This window comes from Amycolatopsis rhizosphaerae (genome assembly GCF_007713715.1).
Classification (GTDB): Bacteria; Actinomycetota; Actinomycetes; order Mycobacteriales; family Pseudonocardiaceae; genus Amycolatopsis_E; species Amycolatopsis_E rhizosphaerae.
On record NZ_VJWX01000017.1, the window covers coordinates 1 to 21060 of the forward strand.

Below are 21060 nucleotides of genomic sequence, written 5' to 3' on the forward strand. Positions count from 1 at the left end.
CCCGTTCCCCAACCACCAAGTCCACGTACTCGGCCCCGACCTACGACCCGTACCCCCGGGCGTCCCCGGCGAAATCCACATCGGCGGCCCCGGCCTCGCCCGCGGCTACCTCGGCAAACCAGCACTCACCGCCCAACGCTTCATCCCCGACCCCTTCGCCACCCAACCCGGAGCACGCCTCTACCGCACCGGCGACCGCGCCCGCTTCCAACCCGACGGCACCCTCACCTACCTCGGCCGCACCGACAACCAGATCCAGATCCGCGGCTTCCGCGTCGAACCCGCCGAAATCGAAAACACCCTCCAAAAACACCCAGACATCCACGAAGCCGTCGTGATCGCCCGGCAGGACGCGCACGCGGTGACCGGGCTCGTCGCCTACGTCGTCGCCGAGCCCGACACGGAAGTCGCCGAGGTGCGGGAGCACTGTGCCCGGCGGCTGCCGGACTACATGGTTCCCGCCGTGATCGTCCCGCTCGGGGAAATGCCGTTGTCCGCCAACGGGAAGATCGATCGCCGCGCGCTGCCCGCACCGGAGGACGCCCAGCTGGGTGGCGGAACGCCCTACGCGCCGGCGGAAACGCCGGTACAGACCGTGGTCACCGACATCTGGCGCGAGGTGCTGGACGTCGAGCGGGTGGGCATCCACGACGACTTCTTCGCCCTCGGCGGGCATTCGCTGCTGGCGCTGCGCCTGACCAGTCAGCTCCAGGAGGCCTTCGGTGGCGACATCTCACTGGCGCTGCTCTACCGGGCGCGGACCCCGGCGGCGCTGGCCGCCGAACTGGAACGGCCCGCTCGCCGTGACTGGCCGTCCTCCCTCATTCCCCTGCGTCCCGGCGGTTCCCGGCCGCCGCTGTTCTGCGTCCATCCGCGGAACGGGACGGTGTTCAGTTTCACCGGCCTCGCGCGTGCCCTGACCGACGACCGGCCCGTGTACGGCGTGCAGGCACGCAGCCTCGACCCCGCGCGGGAACCGCACACCGACGTCGGGGAAATGGCCGCGGCCTACGTCGAGGACGTGCTCCGGGTGCGGCCGGAAGGCCCGTACCTGCTGTGCGGGTACTCGCTCGGCGGGCTGGTGGCCTACGAAATGGCGCGGCAGCTGCACGCCCTCGGGCACGAGGTGGCCCGGCTGATCCTGCTCGACGCGCGTCCGGACCTGGATTCCGACGGGCTCACCGTGGAAAGGCTCGACGCGATGGACGACGTCGACATCCTGGTGCGGGAGTTCGCCGAGCACCTGCCGGTGACCGAGGAGCGGTTGCGGGCGCTGTCGCCGGAGGAACGCCTGCCCCACGTGCTGCGGCAGGCCGAGCTGACCGGGGCGTTGCCCGGATACGCCGAAGCCGCGGGCGTTCCGGCGGAATACCTCGATCTGGACGCGATGGCCAACTACGTCCGGATCGCCTGCGCCCACACGAGGGCGGCCCTGACCTACCGGCCGTCGCCCTACGCGGGTCCGGCACTGCTGTTGCGCTGTGCCGATCCGGCGGAACCGGAGGGCACCGATCCCGGCTGGGGCTGGGCCGCGCTGGTGAAGGGCGGTCTCGTGGTGCGGACGACGCCGGGCGAGCATCTGACGCTTTTGGACAAGCCGCACGTACTCACCCTGGCGGAACGGATCCAGGAATACCTGGCGGAGGAGAGCGGAAACCGATGACCCTTCTTTCCGTGACGGCGCCCGGGTGGGAAAACTCCTTTTTCACGCGTTCTCCGCCCGCCGTAGCTGCTATCATTCGAAGTGAGTCACGAACTGGGGAAGATCAGAACTTTCGGAGTCCATGCCGCGTGTTCCGCGTGTTCATGGGTCCTGTCCGGGCGACTGGATCGGCCGGGGGAGGAAACTGCCAATGCGCCAGATCCACAGTCCACTAGGGATCGACGGCGCGGCGCCGAGTGACCGGTCCGCCGCGTCGCCGACCTACCGCAGTTACCTGGAGGTCGACCGGCTGCTGGAACTCCAGCGGCCGCTCAGCACGCCGGAGCATCCGGACGAACTCCACTTCATCGTCACCCACCAGGCGATGGAGCTGTGGTTCAAGATCCTGATCCACGAGCTCGGCAGGGCCAGGGCCGACCTGGAGTGCGGCGCGTGGGCATCGGCATTCGGCAAGGTCAAGCGCGTCAACTCGATCCTGTCCGCGCAGACCGCGCAGATGGGCACCCTTGGCCACCTGGATCCCAAGGCGTTCCTGGAGTTCCGGGGTTTTCTCGGCACCGCGAGCGGGTTCCAGTCGGTCCAGTTCCGGGTGATCGAGGTCCTCAGTGGACTCCGCGAGCCCGGTTACCTCGATGATCTGCGGGCGCGGCACGACGGCAGCATGCCCGCGGAGATCCTCGACGTGCTGAGCGAGGCCAGCCTCGCCGAGGTCGCGGCCGGGGCGGCCAAGACGGCGGGCGTGAAGGACTGGCTGGAGGTCTACTCCGAGCCGGACGTCCACGGCGCGCTGTTCCTGCTGGGCGAGGCGCTGCTCGACTACGACCGGCTCTGGATGCTCTGGCGGTACGAGCACCTCCTCCTGGTGGAACGGATCATCGGGCACGGCGCGGACGGCACGGGCGGCGCGTCGGCGCGGTATCTGGAACAGCGGTTGTCCCTGCGGTTCTTCCCGTTTCTCTGGGACGTCCGTTACCGGCTCACGATGGCGGCGGCACGGAAAGGGAACGGCGCACGATGAACGGACGGAAAACGGAATAGGGGATTCGATGTTCAGCGACGAGAACGACACGACGACGTACCGGGTGGTCGTCAACCACGAGGAGCAGTACTCCATCTGGCCCGCCGACCGGGAGAACCCGCTGGGCTGGAACGACGCGGGCAAGAGCGGGTCGAAGGAGGAATGCCTGGCCCACATCGAACAGGTGTGGACGGACATGCGCCCGCTGAGCCTGCGCAAGCGGATGGAGCAGGACGCCGCGGCTCGGTCCTGAGCCTCGCACCCCAATCGACGAAGGAGATCGTTTCGTGGACGAACTGACGCAGCGCCTCAGCGCCGGGACCCATCCGGTCGAGGTCGGCGGGCCGCAGCCCTCGCTGGAGGATCTGCGGCGGCGGTTCGAGGACCTCGGCTACGTGTTCATCAAGTTCACCGGCACCCAGGGCGGCACCGATCTGGGCGTGCGGCTGGACCGGGACGCCTCCGGCCTCGGTACCGCGGATTTCGAGCGGGCCAGCGGCGTCGTGCACGTCGAGGGCACGCTCGTGCTCAACGAGGACCCGGTGCGCTGCGTCGCCGACATCGACCTGGCGACGTTGAGCGGCACCGGCCGGCTGGTGGCCGGGTAGCGGGAGAGGGGGGCGGATGAGCGGACTCGTGCCGCCGGGCATGAAGGTGATCACGGCCGGTGAGGTGCGCAAGCACCTCGAGGCGGGCCGGGAGGACTGCGTGGACCTGGTGCGGCGGGCCTACCTCGCGCACCACCGGGGCGATTCCACCCTGCCGCACAGCAGCTTCCTGCGGTTCCCGCACCGGGCACGCGACCGGGTCATCGCCCTTCCCGGCTATCTCGGCGGCGAGTTCGAGGTCGCGGGCATCAAGTGGATCTCGAGCTGGCCGGGGAACACCGGGCACGGACTGCCGCGCGCGTCGGCGGTGATGGTGCTCAATGACCTGGCGACCGGATTCCCGTTCGCCTGCCTCGAATCCTCGCTGATCTCCGCGGCGAGGACCGCCGCGTCCGGGGTACTGGCGGCCGAGTTGCTCGCGGGCGGGCGCACCGCGGCACGGGTCGGGTTCGTGGGCACCGGGCTGATCGCGGACCAGGTGAGCCGGTTCCTGACCGACCTCGGCTGGCGGGTCAGCGGCTACCGGCTGTTCGACCTCGACCGCGCCGCGGCCGACCGGTTCGCGGCCAGGCTGACCGCGCGGGGCGGCACGGACGTGGAGGTCGTCGAGGAGGCCGGCGCGGCCTTCGGCGGCTGCGATCTCGTAGTGCTGGCCACGGTGGCGGGTGAACCGCATCTGCACGATCCCGCTCTGCTGGCCCACAGTCCGGTCGTGCTGCACCTGTCGCTGCGCGACCTGGCACCGGAGCTGATCCTCGGCGCCCAGAACCTGACCGACGATGCCGACCACGTGCTGCGGGAGAACACCTCCCTGGATCTGGCCGCCCGGCTCGCGGGCCGCCGCGACTTCCTCGACGGCACCATCGCCGATCTGATCGAGGGACGGGTGGCCAGGGACCGTACCCGGGCCGCGGTGTTCTCGCCGTTCGGGCTCGGTGTGCTGGATCTGGCGGTGGGCCAGTGGATCCACCAGCGGTGCGAACGCGCGGGTGAGGGCCGGTCCGTCCCGGACTTCCACGAGGGGACCGGGTTGTGACCACCTCGGCGATCCGGCCGTGGTTCCGGCGATACGGCCCGGCCGGGCGGGAGGCGGCCACCCGGCTGGTCTGCCTGCCGCACGCGGGTGGCGCGGCCAGCCTCTTCCGGACGTGGGGCGGATACCTGCCGCCGGAGGTCGATCTGCTCGCCACGTGTTATCCGGGGCGGCAGGAACGCATCGGCGAAGCGTGCCGCGACCGGATGGACGTGCTCGCCGACGAGATCGCGGACGCACTGCTGCCGTTGTCCGACCTGCCGCTGGCCCTGTTCGGGCACAGCATGGGCGCGTCGGTCGCCCACGAGGTGGCGCTGCGGCTGAACCGGGCGGGCGCACCGCCCGCCGCACTGTTCGTTTCGGCCCGGCAGCCCCCGCACCGGCTCGAAGCGCGGCCGGAGGTGGACGATGGGTCCATCGTGGACGATGTGCTCCGGCTCGATCCGGACAGCGCCGTCGCACTGCGCGATCCCCATCTCCGTGAACTCGTCCTGCCCGCGCTGCGCGCGGACTACCGGCTCGTCGCGGGCTACCGGCCGGGGCCGCTGCCCCTGCTGGACGTCCCGGTGACCGCCTACTTCGGTAGCGAGGACCCGGATGTGAGCCCCGCCGAGATGCGGGAGTGGGCCTCGGTGACCACCGGGGAGTTCCGGTCGCGCGGGTTCCCGGGCGGGCACTTCTACCTGACCCCGCACCAGGCGGCGCTCGTCGGTGACCTCGCGGCGCGGCTGTCCGCGTGGTCCGGTCAACGCCGTCCAGGCCAGGTCCGGCCGTCCCGGATCCGGGCCACGGAAGGGAGGTAGCGCAGCCGTGGGGGCAGCAGCGTGAAGGTGGCGCGGATGACGGCCGCCCAGCGGCCGAGCCTGCGCTGGTCGGAGTTCGTCCAGCGCAGGCCGAGGATTTCGCGGATTTCCGGGGGCAGCGTCCCCGTGGTCAGGAAACCGGCGGCACCGCCGAGCAGCCGCCCGGGCCCGCGCCAGGCACGGTCACTCCACCGGGCCGATGCCGGCGGGGGCGGCGGATGCCGGATCGCCTCGAGGAGTTCGTCCGTGGTGGCGTTGCGTTCGAGACGGTGGGCGACCATGTCGTCGAAGTACGCCCAGAATTCGCCCGCCGTGGCGGGCATTTCCCGTGTGGGGACGCGGAGGATCAGGCCGATCCGGCGGATGTCCTGGTACAGCTCGTTTTCCCGGGCACGGTCCAGCGGAGGCCCGAACAACCGGCACGCGGTGACATACCGTTCGAAGGCACTGCAGTTGACCCAGGCGTACGCCGCGCCGTCGAGGGCGTGGTAGGCGCGGCCGTGTTCGTCCACGCCGCGGATCGGGGCGTGGAGTTCGCGCAGGCGCCGTCCTTCGGCCGCCGCGGCCGGGCCGCCGTAGAGGTAACGCAGCATCGACTTCGATGTCCGTTCCGCGCGGCCCCAGGGGTCGGTGCGGAACACCGAATGCGCGCCGACGGCCGCACCGACCATGGGATGCATCACCTGCAGCACCAGCGTCGAGGGGATGACGAGCGCCGCGCGGAGTTCGCCGGCGACATCCCACAGCACCGAACCCGCCCGCAGCGGTTCGGGGTTCAGCGCCGCCGCCCGAGGAACGCGAAGGAGACGGCGAAGGCGAGTATGCCCAGCACGGCCCCGCCTCCGGCCGTGAGCAGGATCAGCTGCCACACCGACGCGTCTTCGCCGCCGGGTCCCACCACGGACCAGATCCTGTCGCGCAGCGCCACCGAGACCGGCAGCCCCAGTGCCCCGGCGACGACGGCGATGTGCACCGCGCGCCGGGTTCCGCCCGCGGCCGGGGCCGAGCCGGCGGCGGGCGGAACCGCGATGCGCAAGACCGCGTTGCAGATCATGGAGAACGCGAAGACCCCGCCCGCGAACATCACCGCGCCGAAGGCGTACAGCAGCGGATTCGTCCAACCCTCGCCGACCGCCAGCGCGGTGGTGACGGCCAGCCCCGCGACGAGGCTCGCCGCCGCGGTGAGCGCCTTGACGTGGCGGCGGACGAACGTCACCACCTCGTCCCGCGCCGCCCAGCGCGCCGGCCGTCCCCCGGCACGGGGGAAGCGCGTGGCGAAGGCCTCCAGCAGGAGCACCGCGTCGCCCACCCAGTCGCCGCCGTCCCGGCGCCCCCGCCGCCGCGGCAGCAGGCGGAACGCCCGCCACTGCAGCAGGAAGTTCACCACGACCAGCGCCGAGAGCAGGCCCAGCGCGGTGATGAGCCACGGTGTGCGGCCGTTCCACAGCTCGTGGTCGGCCCGCGCGGCCACCGCCACCCAGTCCGTCACGGCTGTCGACGCGATCATCACCGCGCTCACCACCGCGGCCCCCACGAGCTGCGCGGCCCGGAACAGCGGCAGCGGTTCGTCCCGGCGGCACAGCACGGACCGCAGGGCCATCAGCACCATCAGTGCGGGCACGAAGAACTGGGTGAACGACACCACGACGTCGTAGGGGTCGTCCTGCCAGGGGCTGCCCGCGCGGATGGCCTTGACCTGCGTGCTGAGCAGAGCGCACACGGTGAACACCGCGGCGGTCGCGAGGGAGGTCCGGACCGCCAGCGCGGCGGCGGGCCTCGCCGGGTCACCGGGCAGGAGGGTTTCCGGGGTGCCTGTCATCGCGGTGCCCGTCGTTTCGGCCTTGGCCACGTCGCTCCCTCAGCTGTTGACGTCGCGGCGGGCGAAGAAGACGAGCGCGACCGCTTCGAGCACCACGAACGGGAGCAGCGCGTGGATCAGGACGCTGCCCGTGGTGCCACCGGGCGGCAGCTGGCCCTGGTTCAGCCCGTCCAGGAGCATGCCCGGCAGCCAGGGTACCGCCGCCGGGTAGTTGGCCAGGAGGTGTTCGGCCGGGAGTACCCACGCCAGCGTGATGGTGAGCGCCACCGGGATCGACCGGGTGAGCACGCCGACGGCGTGACCGAAGAGGGTGAACGCGGCGCACGTGATGGCGAGGAAGCCGGTCGCCGCGGCCAGCGCGCCGAACGACGCGCCCTTGCCCAGCACGGCGTTCGTGGCGTAGCTCGCGATGGCGACGAGCACCGAGAAGCCGAGGGCGACGGTGACGGACGCGGCCATCTTGCCGAGGAACGCCGGTCCGCGCGAGGGCGCGGCGATGAGCCATGGCCGGATCGTCCCGCCGCTGAAGTCGCCCGCGCCCACGACGGCCGCCCGGCCCATCAGCAGGGTGGCGATGAGGATGGCGGCCTGCTGGAACCCGATCAGCGGCTCGTCCGGATGCTGTGCGCCGCTGTTGAGCGTGGTGAAGGTGACCGCGGCCAGGCACAGCACCACGAGGGCGGCGGTCGCGCGGTTGGCCGATCGCAGCAGTTCGGCGAGGTAGGTCCTCATGCGCGCGCTCCCGAAATCGCGGTGTGGAAGGCTTCTTCGAGGGTGGGGGAGATGTGGCTGACTTCGACCAGGTCGATCCCGGCCTCCGCGGCGGCGGCGAAGACGCGCCGCGCCAGGTCGTCGACGGGCTGTCCATCGGGCACGGCGTGGAGGGCTTCCCCGCGGAGATCGGTGCGGACGCCGTCGGCGGGCAGCAGTTCGGCGAGCTTGCGCGTCCCCTCCGGGTCGAGGGCGCGGACACGCAGGCTGGGTGAGCCCACGAACGAGGTGAACGGCCCGTCGTAGAGCACCTGACCGTCGTGCAGGACCGTGAGCGCGTCGGCGGTGCCCTCGAGTTCGCGGAGCTGGTGGCTGGACACGACGACCGCGGTGTTCCGTGCGGCGACGCCGCGGATCAGCGCGCGCAGGTGCACGATCGCCTCGGGGTCGAGCGCGTTGGTCGGCTCGTCGAGCAGCAGCACGGCCGGATCGCCCAGCAGGGCAAGCGCGATCGCCAGGCGTTGCCGGTAGCCCTGCGACAGCGCGCCGACCCGGCGGCCCAGCATGTCGCCGATCTGGGTCAGTTCCGTCACCTCGGCCGCGTCCGCCCGGCTCGCGCCGGTGAGGACGCGGTGGATCTGCAGGTTCCGCCGGACCGTCAGGCCCTTGTACAGCGCGGGAGCCTCGATCATCGCCGAGAGCGGGCGACGCCCGCGCACCACGCTCACCGACCCTTCGGTGGGTTTCACGAGTCCCGTCATGACCCGCATGAGTGTGGACTTCCCGGCGCCGTTGAGTCCGACCAGAGCGGTCACCCGGCCGCGCCTCGGGGCCCAGGACACCGCCCGCACCGCTGTCGTGGAACCGAATTTCTTCGTCACGGCCGTGAGAACCACGGGTGTCTCGGTATCGATCACGGCATGGATAGTACACGAAACGTACTACTCGTTGTGTACTACCTGCCGTGTAGTAACATGAACGCCACGCGGAAGGAGCGGGATGCAGGTCAAGGACTCCCAGACGCTGGTGCTCTGCGCCCTGGCCGATGGCCCGGTGCACGGATACGCCATCAACACGGCGATCGAGGAACTGACGGGTGAACGTCTCGGCCCGGGGAGCCTGTATGGCGCACTGGCACGCCTGGAGGCGAAAGGGCTCATCGAGCCGCTGGGCGAGCAGGGGCGGCAGCGCCCGGTCCGGCTGACCGAGCAGGGCCGCGCGGTGCTGGAGCGGGAACTGCGGTCGATGGCCAAGGTCGCGGCCGCGGGGCTGCGCCGGCTGGGGGTGAACCCGGCGTGAGCGTCACCAAGAGACTCGTTCGGCTGTACCCGGACCCCTTCCGGGAACACTGGGGCACCGGGCTGGAGGCCGAAGCGCAGGACGGTGGCTGGCGGTCCTGGCCCAACCTGCTGATCGGCGTGCTCGACATGTGGCTGCATCCCACGGTCTGGCCCGCGCGGTCCCCCGCGCAGCGGCGGGGGCGGGCGGCGGTGCTGGCGATCGCCGTCGCGCTCGCGGGATGGCTGGCCGAGCACGCCGCCGCGGAGCAGCACAGCCTGCACCTTCCGGGCCTCCTGCGGATCGGGGAGATGAACCTCGACGTCTTCGACGCCGTGACCCTGCTCGGGCTCGCACTGGTCGCTCCCCGGCCCCGGCTGAGTTTCGGCGCGGCGGCCGCGATGCTGCGCCAGGCGGTACGCCGTCTCGCGGTGCCCGTGCTGCTCGGCGCGGGCGTGGTGGTCACCGTGCACGCCGGTGTGGGCACTTCCGTGCCGTTGGCGCTGCGCCTCGGTGTGCTGGGCTGCTGGTGGATCGCGCTCGCGCTCGGTGCCGTCCAGCTCTGCCAGGTGGTGGCGGGGTTCGGCGCGGACCTCACCGTGCCCCCGCATCGCGGACGGTTGCGGCTGGGCGTCGGGATCCTGGCGGGCATGTTCATCCTGACCGGGGCGGTCGTCCTCGGAACTTCGATGGTCAGGGGAGTCCCGGACACTCTCTCGGTCGCCACCGGTGCCGGCCTGCTGGTGCTGGCCTCGGTGTGCGGGTGGACGTTGCGCGATCTGCGGCAGCTGCCGGCGACCGGCTGAGGTGAGCACGCCCGCGGAGACGCCCGCGCCCGCGGAGGGAAAGCGTCCGGCCCGCGGCCTGTGCGACCTGCTCTTCCTGCGCCCGCTGAAACTGTTCCGCCGCAATCCCGGCATCGTCGTGGTGGTCGCGGTCCTCGTCCCGTTCAACCTCCTGACGCCGGGGCAAGGTGTCCTCACCGAGGTCTTCACCCCGGGCTGGCTCTTCGACGGCGCGCCGGGCCTGATCGGGCCGCTGCTGCGGCCGCCGGTGCTGGCCGGTGCCGTGCTGCTGTACCTCGCCAAGAACGTGGTGAGCGCCGCCGTGGCGCAGGAGATGATGCTGATCTTCCGGAACGGGCGGGCAAGGCTGTGGGAAGCCGTGCGGGCGCTCCGGCCGGGCAGCGTCGTCTGGCTGACCGTCGTGGAATGCTGCACCTACGCCGTGTTCGCACTGGCCGCCCTGCTCGCGTACCTGCCCGCGTTACTGGCATGGCGGGCGTGGCGCGTCGATCTGACCGTCCCGCTGCTGGTGGTGGGCGTGCTGGTCTATCCCGTGTTCTACGCCGTCACGTCCACCACGGCCATGATGTGCGTGCTGCCGGCCTCCGCGCGCGAACGGCTCCGCGTGCTGCGGCACCTCACGCGCACCAGGGTTTTCTGGCCGCTGTACGGTTATTACGCCGTGCGGATCGTGGTCGAGGTGCTGCTGCTCGGCATCGGCCCGCTGGTGCTGCTGGACCTCGTCCACAGCAAGATCCTCGCCTCCGCGGCGATCGCGCTGGGAGTGTTGCTGCCGTTCCTGCTGCTTCGCGGAGCCTCGTACGCGCTCACCCTCGAACTGCTGAAGGCCGACGTCGCGATCGGCTCCGTGTTCGCGGACCACCTCGCCCGCGGCGGGCTCGCGCGGCGCTGAACTTCACTTGGCCTGCATGGCTTTCTCCCGTCGTTCGGCCACAGTGGACCCGGACTCGCGTCGTGCCATGCGGCGCAGGACCACCGGCGCCACGAGCAGCCCGGCGACGGCCCAGACGCCCAGCACGAGGACGGTCTCCACCGGGCGCCACGACTGTCCGATCTCGACCTGCGCCAGCTGGGCCGGCAGCAGTCCCGAGCGCATCCCGAGTCCCAGCCAGTAGATCGGGAAAGCCTGGGCGATCCACTGCGCCCAACCGGGCATCGCCGTGATGGGGTAGAAGATTCCGGACACCGCCACGAGCCCCATGATCGGCAGGGTGATCAGCCCGAGCGCGCGGGGGCTGGAGACCAGCGACCCGGCCACCGCGCCCACCGGGAGCGTGGCCACCAGGCCGAGTGACACCACCCAGAGCAGCGTCAGCCACGAACCGGGGCTGCCCAGATCGAGCCCGCGCAGGAAAAAGGCGCCGGGCACCAGCACGATCACCAGCCCGGCCAGCACCCCGCCGGAGACCAGCACGAGCTTGCCGATCAGGTAGCCGACCATGCCGTGCGGCGTCGCCTTGGCCCGCAGCAGCGTGCCGTCCTCCCGCTCGGTGGCGAGCAGTTGCGCGATGCCCATCAGCCCGGTGGCGGCGAGGTTCATCCCCAGCACACTCGGCAGCGCGAAGCTACCCAGCGAGAAACCGCCTGCCCCGATCGTGGAATCACGCATGAAGAACATCGCGACCAGCATCACGCCGGGCCAGAACAGCTGCGCGAAGACGTCCTGTCCGGTGGTGAAAGTCTGCTTCAGCTCGATGAGACCGCGGTCGAGACCCGCGTGCACGGCGCGCAGCACCGGGTTCATCCCGTCACCTCCCGCGGGGCGGGGCCGGATTCCGCCCGCCGGACCAGGGACAGGTAGACGTCTTCCAGCGTCGGGCGACGCACCTGGAGGTCGGTGATCGCGGCGCCGTGCCGGACGTAGAGCTCATGGACGAACAACGCGGGCTCGGCCGTGGTACAGGTGTTCCTGGTGCCGCCGACGGCCCACCGTACCTCGTACTCCCCGGCAATGCGGCGGGCCAGTTCCTCGGCGGTGCCGTCCGCGGTGATGCGCCCGCCCGTCAGGATCACGATGCGGTCGGACAGTTTTTCCGCCTCGGCCAGGTCGTGCGTGGTCAGCAGGATCGCCGTGTCCTCGCGGCCGGAAAGCCGTCGCACCAGCTCGTGGAATTCACGGCGGGCCTCGGGGTCGAAGCCGGTCGTCGGCTCGTCGAGGAACAGCACCTCGGGCCTGCCGACGATGCCGACGGCGACGTCGAGCCTGCGCCGTTGTCCGCCCGAGAGCGCACGGATCCGCTTGTCCGCGTGCGCGGTGAGCCCGACCGTCGCGATGAGTTCGTCGACGTCCCATGGCCGCCGGACGGTGCCGGTGGAATAGCTCGCGTAGTACCGGCCCTGGTGGGCCAGCAGTTCGCGGACCCGCCACTTCCCGTGGTCCCGCCAGGACTGCAGCACCACGCCCACCCGCGCGCGCCAGCGCTCGTCCCCGTGCGCGGGGTCGGTGCCCAGCACGGTGACCTCGCCCGCGGAACGCTCCCGGAAGCCTTCGAGGATCTCGATCGTGGTGGTCTTCCCGGCGCCGTTCGGGCCCAGCAGGGCGAGCACTTCGCCCCGCTGGACGGAGAACGTCACGCCGTCGAGGACGTCGTGGTCGCCGTAACGCATCCGTAGGTCGCGTACTTCCAGTGCGGTACCGGTCTGCGCCGGTGCCGTCCGCTGGGGCGCGGGTGCCGCCTGGCTCACCGAGCCGCCCACTCCGGGGCGAAGACGGCGTCGATCGCGCCGAGCACGGCCCGGAACGCGGGGGCGCCCGGGTCGATCAGCTCGAAATGCCCCATGCCGTCGAGTCGTTCCAAGGTGACGTCGTCGCCCTGTCCGGCCGCGACGTGGTAATAGAGCCGGCTGATGTCGAAGGGGACGCGATCGTCTTCGTCGCCGTGGAGGAGGACACAGCGTGCGCCGAGCGGGAGCAGCCCGGCCGGGTCCGCGTCGCGGTAGCGGTCGGGGACCTGCGCGGGACCGCCACCGAGCAGGCGGCGGACGGCGCCGTCGTCGAGGTTCAGGCGGTAGGCCGCTTCGAGATCGCAGACACCGGCCAGCGACACCACGCCCCGCACCCGGAGCGGTTCGCCGCCGTGGCAAGGACTTCCGGGCGGCAGCCGGTGCCGCGAGGCCGCCCACAAGGCCAGGTGACCGCCGGCGGAATGGCCCAGCAGCACCGTGTTCGCACCGTCGACGAGCCCGCCGGTGAGCGCGGGCAGGGCGTCCAGGCCGTCAGCGACGTCGGTGAACGTCCCCGGCCAGCCTCCGAGCGGCTGGCCTACGCGGTGGTACTCCAGTGCGGCGGTGAGGTAGCCCTGCCGGGCGAGTTCCGCGCACAGCGGGCGGATGTGGGTCCGGTCGTATTCGGCGGCCCAGAAACCGCCGTGCACGACGACCACGGTCCGCGTGACCGGGCCGTTTCCGGGCCGCCAGAGCTCGATGACGTGTTCGCTTCCTTCGCCGTAGCGCAGGGTTTCGTCGGCTTCGCGGGCGCTGCGGCTCAGCACCTCGGCCAGGCTCACGCCGGTTCACCCCGCTCCGCCATAGCCCTGACCAGGCTGGCGGGCCGCATGTCGGACCACTTCCGCTCGATGTGGTCGAGACAGTCCTCGCGCGTGCCCGGCCCGTGCACCGAGCGCCGGCCGTCGGGCACCGGCGCGAACCCCGGCCACAGGGAGTACTGCTGTTCGTGGTTGACCAGCACCAGAAAGGTGCCGCCGGCGTCGTCGAACGGATTGGTCGTGTCGCTCATGCGCTCCTCCGGCCCCGCCTTCAGAGCATCCACTATGGACAGACGGGTGCGGCCACCGGCCACCGGTCCACGGGCAGGCTGAAAGACGAGCTGTCACTGACTACCGTGCTGGAAACCCAGTGTTCGAAAAATCCCCAGTGTCGATCCCGGTTCTCCCGGCATGCGGCGCGAGAACCGACGCAAGCATAGCCAACGGCCGGTACTCCGACAAGGCAACGTGAATTAGCGGCAATCTGGACATAGCAGACATTTCCCGCTTCTCCGTGGTTCCTTGACGAGCGTTTATGCCGCTGTCTATCGTCGTGCCATGGGGGATTTCTGGGGTGTGCCGCTTCTTGGGCGGCAGCGAATTCGCGGAATCCTTTGTGGATGATCATAACGTGCCGCGGCGCGTGTCGTTCCGCCGGCGCAGGGCACTGGAGGGACCGATGAAGTACTGCAAGGCCTACCGGCTCGACGACCTCCGCCGGTTCCCCGGCTGGGACGACGGCGCGGACCGGGCGGAGCGGGAGCTGGACGGGGAACAGATCGCCTACGTGTGCGACGACTTCACCGTGGTGACCGATCCGATCAAGGGGGAGGGGCTGCTGTTCGGCGCGGTCACCCCCGAATGGCGGGAATTCTGTGCCGGGGAACTGGAGTTCGCGATCCCCGCGGATCCGGTGGGCGCCTCGGCCGAGCCCGGCGATTCGTGACGATGACGTGCTGGCGAACCCGTTCGCGCTCGCCGAGGGGCTGGACCGGATCGGGGCCGGGTTCGTCGAGACGCCCGTGGTGCGGCTCGACCACGACCGGCTGAACCTGTTCGCGAAGCTCGAATTCGGCAATCCCAATGGAAGCGTCAAGGACCGTTCGGCCTACCTGATCCTCAAACGCGCGGCGGAGCGCGGCGAGCTGACGCCGGAGAGCACGGTCGTCGAATCGTCCTCGGGCAATTTCGCCATCTCGCTCGCGTCGTTCTGCCGGATGCTCGGCGTGCCGTTCGTCCCGGTCATCGACCCGAACGTCAACCCGGCGACCGAACGATTCCTGCGCACGATCTGCGAGCGGGTGGAGAAGGTCACCGAGCGGGACGCCAGCGGCGGCTTCCTCCACAACCGCCTCGCCAGGACGAACGCCCTGCTCACCCTCCTGGACGACGCGTACTGGCCCAACCAGTACGCGAACACCGACGCCGCCGACGCTCATCACCGGCTCACCGGTGGTGAGCTGTGCCGTGTGTTCGACCGGATCGACTACCTCTTCGTGGGGGTCGGCACCGGGGCGACCATCACCGGCCTTTCCCGCCGGATGCGGGAAAGTCTGCCGGGTACAAAGGTGATCGCGGTCGACACGGTGGGCTCGGCGATCTTCGGCGACCGGCCGCGCGCGCGGCACATCCCGGGCATCGGGTCCAGCATCCGGCCGCCGCTGCTGGACCACGCGCAGATCGACGACGTGGTGCTCGTTTCCGAGACCGCCGCGGTCGCCGCCTGCCATCGGCTGCTGCGGAGGCACGGCATCTACGCCGGCGGTTCCAGTGGCAGTGTGTACGCGGCCATCGAGGAGTACTTCGCCGGTTGTCACGGGACCCGGCCGACGGTCGTCTTCCTCTGCGCGGACCGGGGCACCGCCTATGCGGACACGGTGTACCAGCCCGGCTGGCTCGCGGACCGGCTATCGCGCTGAGTGCGGCGTCTCGCGGTTCCGCTTTTCCGCGCCGCAGTGTCCGTAAAGGACGTACGACCTGGTTTCGGAGTGCGCAAAAGCAGAAAGATCTTGGTAGTCCTCCAAAACCAATCATCAATTGGTGATCCGCCTGTCTTTCACGGGTCCCCGCCGGTCAAGATCACGAAGTCCGGCCGGTGTGCCGGGTCGAATATCGCAGGCCGCCGGGCGTGTCCGGTTGTACCGATTGTTCGCGGTTGTCCCGCGCGGATCGCCGAAATGGCGTAACAAATTCACGTCCAGTGCCTGTAGCATGCGATATGGGACCAGGAGAGCGCATCTCCTCGGACATCTTCTTCATGGTCAGCGCTTTCGTGCCAGTGGCCACATCGCCGTGGGTTTCCGCTGGGTGCCGGGCAGGAGTCACATCGATTGAGCGTCGGGATCGGCGCGCTCGGTGTGGTGTGCACGGCCGGTGAACCGATGGCAGTCGATAGTGGTGGACGGCATGGGGGAACGGTGATAGAGGCGGAACGGCGGATATCCCGCCGCGCGGCTTTTTTCGACGTGGACGAGACGCTGATCTCGGCGAAAAGCATGTTCGCATTCCTGCGGTACTGGTGTGCGCGCAACGGGGACGACGGAAGCGGCTACCGGAAGAAGGCGGACGAACTGCGCCGCATCGCCGCGTCGGGCAGGCCTCGCGCGGAAGGGAATCGTCTCTACTACCGGAATTTCGCCGGTGCTCGTGCCGGGGACGTGCTGGCCGCGGGCCGGGAATGGTACGCCGCCTACCGGGCGCGTCCCGACGCGTTCGTCGACGCCGCGCAGGCCGCTCTGGAACGGCATCGTGCGGCGGGGGACCTGATCGTGCTGGTGTCGGGCTCCTTCGCGGCCTGCCTGTCGCCGCTGGCCGAGGATGTCGGTGCGGATACCGTGCTGTGCACGGAACCGGTGGTTTCGGAGAATGGTCTCTACACCGGGGAAGTCCGCGTGGCGATGATCGGAGAGGCCAAGAAGGACGCCGTGCTGGCGACGATCGACGGCGCGGGGCTCGAAGGGGCTTCCTGTTTCGCCTACGGAGACCACGTCAGCGATGCGGACATGCTGAACGCGGTGGGAAACCCGGTCGTCGTGGGCGGTGACCCGGCCCTCGGCAGGATCGCCGCGGACCGTGGGTGGCCAGTGCTCCCGTCGGCGGGCGCACCACGGCGCACCGGCAGGTGTGCGGCCGGGATGCGCTGAACCGCCTTTTCCCGAAGACGAGATCGAATACTTGCTTCCGATGACGGACAAGGGTTCCGCGACAGGGGCCTGGGAGGTGCAATGACCGCGTTCGTGGTAGTCGGCGACCGTTTCGCGCTGTTCGCCGGGCATGCTCCGGCACTCACGGTTTCCCGGGTGATCGACGAACTGGGGAACGGTGACGGCTGGTTCGGAAAGGGATCGGACCCCGTTGTCCTCGCCGAAGGGCAAGGAGTCACGGAAGAGGACTGGGGGCGGATCCGCGGCGAGATCGCACGTCGGGACCTCGCGGACAGATTCGAAATACGCCAGTCGCCGCGAGGGCCGCTCAGCGGCACGGAAGAAACGCACAAGCATCGCGAGGAGAACTTCCTGATAGCGGGCCTGGAAAAGGCCGGCGATCACGAGTTCGAGGCGTCGCTGCGGCTGCACAACGATCAGGAGCTCCAGCTCGACCATCCCGGTGTGCACGTCCAGGGAATGGTCATCCTGGAGGCCGCGCGCCAGATGTACATCGCGGTGTGCGAGCGCTATTACACCGTGAGCCGGTCCGCGGAACGGCAGATCCACGTCCTCGACAGGATGGAGTCGAGCTTCCGTAATTTCCTCTATCCGGTGGAAACGCGGATACGATCCGCCGTCGTGGTGGGAACGAACGCGTACGACCTGCCCACCTTCGACGTGCGGACCGAGTTCCGGCAGGCGGGCCTGCACATCGCCGTGGTGCGGACGACGGGCACGGCCATGTCCCGGCCGGTGCTCGATCGCAAGGAGGCCCGCGGCGCCGAACGCGCGGTGCGCCACACCCTCAGGAACCTTCCCCTGCCCGCCAGAGCCCAGTGACCCCTCGCGGGTCGGTTCTTCGAAGAGGACACACATGACAACGACGGAAAGCGCGGGACCGCCGAAATTCCCGATGGCCCGTCGCCGCGGATGCCCGTTCGATCCGCCGGACGAACTCACCGAGATCCGTGAAACGCGGCCGATCCGGCAGGTGCTCAACTGGGACGGGTCCCGGCACTGGCTGATCACCCGGTACACCGACTGCCGGACCGTGCTGGGAGATTCCCGGTTCAGCTCGAACTTCCGGCTGCCCGGCTACCCGACCACCGGCCCTGCGCAGATCGCTTCGACCTGGCGCAGCTTCATCAACATGGACGGCCCCGAGCACCTCGAACAGCGCCGGGTGCTGATGCGCGAGTTCACCAGGCGGCGCTCGGAGATGTTGCGGCCGCGGGTGCAGCAGATCGTGGACAACGCGATCGACGAGTTGCTGGCACAGGGCCCTCCGGCCGACCTGGTCAGCAGGTTCGCGTTGCCGGTTTCGTCGCTGGTGATCTGCGAGCTGCTCGGTGTACCGTTCGGCGACTCGGGGTTCTTCCAGGACCGTTCGGCGGCGATGCTGAACAAGACGCTGAGCCGGGAAGAGATCAACGACGCCAGGGAACAGCTGCGTGCATTCCTGCGGAATCTGGTGACGGCCAAGGAAACCGCGCCGGGTGACGACCTGATGAGCAGACTGGTGCACGAGCGGATGCACACCGGGCAGATGACCTCGGACCAGATCGCGGACATCGGCATGCTGCTGCTGATCGCGGGCCACGAGACCACCGCGGACATGATCGGCCTCGGCACCGCGGCCCTGCTGAACCACCCCGACCGCCTCGCCGAGCTGCGGGACACCGACGATCCGGCGCTGATCGCGAACGCGGCCGAGGAACTGCTGCGCTACCTCACGATCACGCAGTCGGGCAGGCGCCGGGTGGCCGTGGCCGACGTCGAGGTGGGCGGTCAGCTGATCCGCGCGGGCGAGGGCGTGATCGTCGCGAACGCCGCGGGCAACCGCGATCCGGCGCACTTCACCAATCCGGATGTGCTCGATCTGCACCAGAAGGCACGGCACCACCTGGCTTTCGGCTACGGACCGCACCAGTGCCTCGGCCAGTCGCTCGCCAGGGTGGAGCTGCAGGTCGTCTACGGAACGTTGTACCGGCGGATCCCCACCATGCGGCTGGCCATTCCCGCCGGGGAAGTCCGCTACCAGCACGAAATGCTCATCTACGGCGTGCATGAGCTGCCGATCACCTGGTGACCGGCGCACACCTCCACATCAGCCACGAGACCCGGGAAAGGGAACCCTTCATGACCTCATCGTTGCTCCTGGTGACGGAGATCCCCGTGGAGCCATCGGCGGTTGCGGACGCGGTCGCGGTGCTGCGGCAGCACGGCGCCGACGTGCTCCACCAGAGCGTCGAACACTCGAGCCTTCTCGAGCTGACCCCGCTGCCCGCGCTGAATGCGCTCTCCGCACGGATGGACCGCCAGCGTGAACTGCGCAAGCCGCTCGCCGCGCTGCTGACGGGTGACTTCCGCAGCCAGGTACTGGAATTCGTCGGCGCGCCGAAACCGGTGGACGGCGAGCTGCCGGAGACGCCGTACCTCCAGCTCCGGCATGTCGAAGTGAAGCCGCCCGTCCACGAGGAGTACCTGGCCTGGCGTGAGGGAACCATCTTCGCCGAGGTCCGCAAGTCGCCCCGGATCGAGGCGTTTCTGGCCTACCACTCGCTGCTGAGCACCGAGCCCGGCGTCCTGTTCATCGCGGGATTCTCGTGCGAGCCGGAGGAATACCTGCCGACGTTCGCTTCGGAGCGGTACGCCGAGATCGCCCGGCAGGCGCATCCCCGGTTCGTGACCGACGAAGGGCTCTACACTCGCATCTACCGGCGGGTGGCCGCGTGACGACGTCGAAGACCTACCCGCTGAGCATGACCACCCAGGGCCCGCTGTACCCGCCGAGCGAGGTGATGAACACCGACGGGGACTTCGTGGTGATCGGCACGATCACCCGTGAGGGCCCGGACGGCGGTGTCGTCGCGGTGCCGGGACGCGCCATCGTCGCGGCGGACAGCCCGCTCCCGGAGTTCGGCTCGACGCTGCCCTACCGGATCGTCCGGGAACTGCCCGAGCGGCTTTCCCCGGCGGACGAGGCGATGGTGCTCGCCACGCTGCCCCTGCCGCTGCCATGCTCGAACTACACCGCGGTGATGGCCCCGCAGCAGCAGCCGGACCCGTTCTCGGTGACCCGGCCGAGCTACCCGTTCCACCAGGTCCCCATCCCGGACCTCCAGCCGGAGGACGGCCCGAAGGTCACCGGGCCGGTGACGCTGGGGCAGTGGGTCAAGGCCCGTGGCGAGGTGACCGTCACCCTGACCGGGAACGACACCGCGGCCGAGTTCCGCGGCGAGTTCGCCGGCCTGATCCCGGACAGCCTGTACACGGTGATGGCCATCCGGCGCCGGGACATGGACCCCGGCGGCCCGGCGCACCCCAGTCCGCTCGGGGTGCCGAACGTGTTCGTGGCCGACAGCGAGGGCAACGGCCGCTACCGGGCCGTCCTGCCGGACCCGTTCCCGGCCCCCGACGCCCCGAACGCCGCGAACCGGGTCGTCAACTTCGTGGTGCTCTGGATGAGCTACCAGCTGAGCTACGGCGGCGCGGTGGGCCACCACGGCCTCGGAGCGGACATTCATGCGCAACTGCGCCTCGACCCGCCCGGTTTCACCGAGTTCACCACCAGGCCCTGACCGGCCGGACGGCAGGGCACCCAAGGAGAGGGAAATGACTTCTGGAATCGTTTCCGCGGTAGGCCACCGGGCCGAAGAGACCGCGGCGGCGCGAAGAACCAACGCGGCCGCGGGTCTGAACAGGCCGGTCGGCATCGTGGCCACCGGGCTGTGCGTCCCGCCGCGTGTGGTGACCAACGCCGAGCTCACGCGGACACTCGACACCTCCGACACCTGGATCAGGTCCCGCACCGGGATCGAGGAGCGGCGGTTCCTGGCGCCAGGGCTGTCCACTTCGGACATGGGTGTTGCCGCCGCACGGGACGCGCTGATCCGGGGCGGGGTGAGGGCCGCCGAGCTGGACGCGATCATCGTCACGACGTTCACCCCCGACCAGCCGCTGCCGTCGACCGCGCTGATGGTCAAGGAAAGGCTGGGCGCGCACCGGGCCGTCCCGCTCGACCTGACCCAGGCGGCCTGCGCGGGCGGGATCTATGCGCTGGTGGTCGCGGCACACCTGCTGCAGAACGAGTCCTACCGGCACGTGCTCGTCATCGGCGCCGACGCGGGATCGCGGGCGACCGACCCCGAAGACAGGGGAACCCGGGTGTTCCTCGGTGACGCCGCGGGCGCCGCGTTGCTCGCCCCGACCTCCGAAGGGTTCGGCATCCTGTCCTGGCACACCGGATCCGAGCTGTCCTACGAGGTCGAGATCCCGGCCGGGGGCTCTCGGACACCGACGAGCGGGGAGACGCTGCGCCGCCGGGACCAGTACCTGAAGATGAACGGCAAGGCCGTCTGGAACATGGCGACCGACCGAATCCCCCGCAGCATCCGGGAAACGGCGCTGCGGGCCGGGCTCGAGATCGACGACATCCGGTACTTCCTGCTGCACCAAGCGAACCTCAACATCATCACCGAGGCGATGGCGAGTCTCGGCGTCCCGGCGGATCGCGCGCCCACGACGGTCTCGCGGTTCGGGAACACCGCGGCCGCCAGCATGTTCACCGTCCTGCACGAGACGATGACCGGCCCGGCCGAACACGGCGACGTCATGATGATGGCGGGTATCGGCGCCGGGTTCCTGTGGGGCTCGCTCTGCTTCCGCCATCGCGCGGCGAGGGGCTAGG

At 70.1% G+C, this 21060-nt stretch carries 25 protein-coding genes; 17 read left to right on the top strand and 8 right to left on the bottom strand.

Annotation, left to right across the window (positions count from 1 at the left end):
• From FNH05_RS03420 to FNH05_RS03445, 6 genes are all read left to right on the top strand, one after another.
• The coding region (locus tag FNH05_RS03420) for a thioesterase domain-containing protein (protein WP_144585786.1) at nucleotides 1–1663 on the top strand (1663 nt) is incomplete at its 5' end.
• Between the two features lie 190 nt (nucleotides 1664–1853).
• Entirely contained in the window at nucleotides 1854–2681 is an 828-nt protein-coding gene (locus tag FNH05_RS03425; RefSeq protein WP_186382356.1) for a tryptophan 2,3-dioxygenase family protein, read from the top strand.
• Nucleotides 2682–2709: 28 nt separating this feature from the next.
• Nucleotides 2710–2934 carry an MbtH family protein gene (locus FNH05_RS03430; protein ID WP_144585788.1) on the top strand — a complete coding sequence of 75 codons (225 nt, stop codon included), beginning with the start codon at nucleotides 2710–2712 and terminating at the stop codon, nucleotides 2932–2934.
• Nucleotides 2935–2968: 34 nt separating this feature from the next.
• Nucleotides 2969–3289: an MbtH domain protein gene (locus FNH05_RS03435; protein WP_144585789.1), complete on the top strand. Its 321-nt coding sequence runs from the start codon at nucleotides 2969–2971 to the stop codon at nucleotides 3287–3289.
• Between the two features lie 16 nt (nucleotides 3290–3305).
• A complete protein-coding gene (gene sbnB / locus FNH05_RS03440) occupies nucleotides 3306–4325 on the top strand; it encodes a 2,3-diaminopropionate biosynthesis protein SbnB (RefSeq protein ID WP_144585790.1) in 1020 nt (339 codons plus the stop codon).
• A complete protein-coding gene (locus FNH05_RS03445; protein WP_246127494.1) occupies nucleotides 4322–5125 on the top strand; it encodes a thioesterase II family protein in 804 nt (267 codons plus the stop codon). The genes sbnB and FNH05_RS03445 overlap by 4 nt, the downstream gene beginning before the upstream one ends.
• Here FNH05_RS03445 and FNH05_RS37795 read toward each other — a convergent pair.
• The 4 genes from FNH05_RS37795 to FNH05_RS03460 are packed head-to-tail and all read right to left on the bottom strand — an operon-like array spanning nucleotide 5068 to nucleotide 8572.
• Nucleotides 5068–5874 (bottom strand): oxygenase MpaB family protein, encoded by an 807-nt coding sequence (locus FNH05_RS37795; RefSeq protein WP_186382357.1) that lies wholly within the window; start codon nucleotides 5872–5874, stop codon nucleotides 5068–5070. The two genes, FNH05_RS03445 and FNH05_RS37795, sit on opposite strands and share 58 nt — an antisense overlap.
• A 26-nt stretch (nucleotides 5875–5900) precedes the next feature.
• Nucleotides 5901–6974: a hypothetical protein gene (locus FNH05_RS37800; protein ID WP_186382358.1), complete on the bottom strand. Its 1074-nt coding sequence runs from the start codon at nucleotides 6972–6974 to the stop codon at nucleotides 5901–5903.
• A 9-nt stretch (nucleotides 6975–6983) separates the two neighbouring features.
• Nucleotides 6984–7676, bottom strand: a complete 693-nt coding sequence (locus FNH05_RS03455; protein ID WP_144585791.1) for a hypothetical protein — start codon at nucleotides 7674–7676, stop codon at nucleotides 6984–6986.
• On the bottom strand, nucleotides 7673–8572 hold the full coding sequence (locus tag FNH05_RS03460; RefSeq protein WP_144585792.1) for an ABC transporter ATP-binding protein: 900 nt from the start codon (nucleotides 8570–8572) through the stop codon (nucleotides 7673–7675). Before FNH05_RS03460 ends, FNH05_RS03455 begins: the two co-directional genes overlap by 4 nt.
• A gap of 82 nt (nucleotides 8573–8654) precedes the next feature.
• On the opposite strand from FNH05_RS03460, the gene FNH05_RS03465 reads away from it, so the two are divergent.
• From FNH05_RS03465 to FNH05_RS03475, 3 genes are read left to right on the top strand one after another with little or no spacing between them, the layout of a single operon-like run.
• Nucleotides 8655–8954: a PadR family transcriptional regulator gene (locus FNH05_RS03465; protein WP_144585793.1), complete on the top strand. Its 300-nt coding sequence runs from the start codon at nucleotides 8655–8657 to the stop codon at nucleotides 8952–8954.
• Nucleotides 8951–9739, top strand: a complete 789-nt coding sequence (locus FNH05_RS03470) for a hypothetical protein (RefSeq protein ID WP_144585794.1) — start codon at nucleotides 8951–8953, stop codon at nucleotides 9737–9739. The genes FNH05_RS03465 and FNH05_RS03470 overlap by 4 nt, the downstream gene beginning before the upstream one ends.
• 1 nt (nucleotide 9740) lies before the next feature.
• A complete protein-coding gene (locus FNH05_RS03475) occupies nucleotides 9741–10631 on the top strand; it encodes a hypothetical protein (protein ID WP_144585795.1) in 891 nt (296 codons plus the stop codon).
• Nucleotides 10632–10634: 3 nt separating this feature from the next.
• Here the strand turns inward: FNH05_RS03475 and FNH05_RS03480 are convergent, their stop codons facing one another.
• The 4 genes from FNH05_RS03480 to FNH05_RS03495 form a co-directional block, all read right to left on the bottom strand.
• Nucleotides 10635–11483, bottom strand: coding sequence for an ABC transporter permease (locus FNH05_RS03480; protein WP_144585796.1), 849 nt, complete (start codon nucleotides 11481–11483; stop codon nucleotides 10635–10637).
• Nucleotides 11480–12346 (bottom strand): ABC transporter ATP-binding protein, encoded by an 867-nt coding sequence (locus tag FNH05_RS03485; protein ID WP_144585819.1) that lies wholly within the window; start codon nucleotides 12344–12346, stop codon nucleotides 11480–11482. The genes FNH05_RS03480 and FNH05_RS03485 overlap by 4 nt, the downstream gene beginning before the upstream one ends.
• 74 nt (nucleotides 12347–12420) lie before the next feature.
• Nucleotides 12421–13245 carry an alpha/beta hydrolase family protein gene (locus FNH05_RS03490; protein ID WP_222426501.1) on the bottom strand — a complete coding sequence of 275 codons (825 nt, stop codon included), beginning with the start codon at nucleotides 13243–13245 and terminating at the stop codon, nucleotides 12421–12423.
• On the bottom strand, nucleotides 13242–13475 hold the full coding sequence (locus FNH05_RS03495; protein ID WP_144585797.1) for an MbtH family protein: 234 nt from the start codon (nucleotides 13473–13475) through the stop codon (nucleotides 13242–13244). The genes FNH05_RS03490 and FNH05_RS03495 overlap by 4 nt, the downstream gene beginning before the upstream one ends.
• Nucleotides 13476–13903: 428 nt before the next feature.
• Here FNH05_RS03495 and FNH05_RS03500 point away from each other — a divergent pair, with 428 nt between their 5' ends.
• The 8 genes from FNH05_RS03500 (at nucleotide 13904) to FNH05_RS03535 (ending at nucleotide 21059) form a co-directional block, all read left to right on the top strand.
• Nucleotides 13904–14170, top strand: coding sequence for a hypothetical protein (locus FNH05_RS03500; RefSeq protein ID WP_144585798.1), 267 nt, complete (start codon nucleotides 13904–13906; stop codon nucleotides 14168–14170).
• Between the two features lie 7 nt (nucleotides 14171–14177).
• Nucleotides 14178–15143, top strand: a complete 966-nt coding sequence (sbnA, locus tag FNH05_RS03505) for a 2,3-diaminopropionate biosynthesis protein SbnA (protein WP_246127497.1) — start codon at nucleotides 14178–14180, stop codon at nucleotides 15141–15143.
• A gap of 498 nt (nucleotides 15144–15641) precedes the next feature.
• Entirely contained in the window at nucleotides 15642–16367 is a 726-nt protein-coding gene (locus FNH05_RS03510; protein ID WP_246127498.1) for an HAD family hydrolase, read from the top strand.
• Between the two features lie 81 nt (nucleotides 16368–16448).
• Complete coding sequence (locus FNH05_RS03515; RefSeq protein WP_144585800.1) at nucleotides 16449–17210, top strand: AfsA-related hotdog domain-containing protein; 762 nt, start codon at nucleotides 16449–16451, stop codon at nucleotides 17208–17210.
• A 34-nt stretch (nucleotides 17211–17244) separates the two neighbouring features.
• Nucleotides 17245–18459, top strand: a complete 1215-nt coding sequence (locus tag FNH05_RS03520; RefSeq protein ID WP_222426502.1) for a cytochrome P450 — start codon at nucleotides 17245–17247, stop codon at nucleotides 18457–18459.
• 50 nt (nucleotides 18460–18509) lie between these two features.
• Nucleotides 18510–19106 carry a hypothetical protein gene (locus FNH05_RS03525; protein ID WP_144585801.1) on the top strand — a complete coding sequence of 199 codons (597 nt, stop codon included), beginning with the start codon at nucleotides 18510–18512 and terminating at the stop codon, nucleotides 19104–19106.
• The gene (locus tag FNH05_RS03530; RefSeq protein WP_222426503.1) at nucleotides 19103–19951 is read left to right on the top strand and encodes a hypothetical protein; all 849 of its coding nucleotides are present in this window, start codon (nucleotides 19103–19105) and stop codon (nucleotides 19949–19951) included. Before FNH05_RS03525 ends, FNH05_RS03530 begins: the two co-directional genes overlap by 4 nt.
• A gap of 34 nt (nucleotides 19952–19985) precedes the next feature.
• Entirely contained in the window at nucleotides 19986–21059 is a 1074-nt protein-coding gene (locus FNH05_RS03535; protein ID WP_144585802.1) for a 3-oxoacyl-ACP synthase III family protein, read from the top strand.
• Nucleotide 21060: the final 1 nt, after the last annotated feature.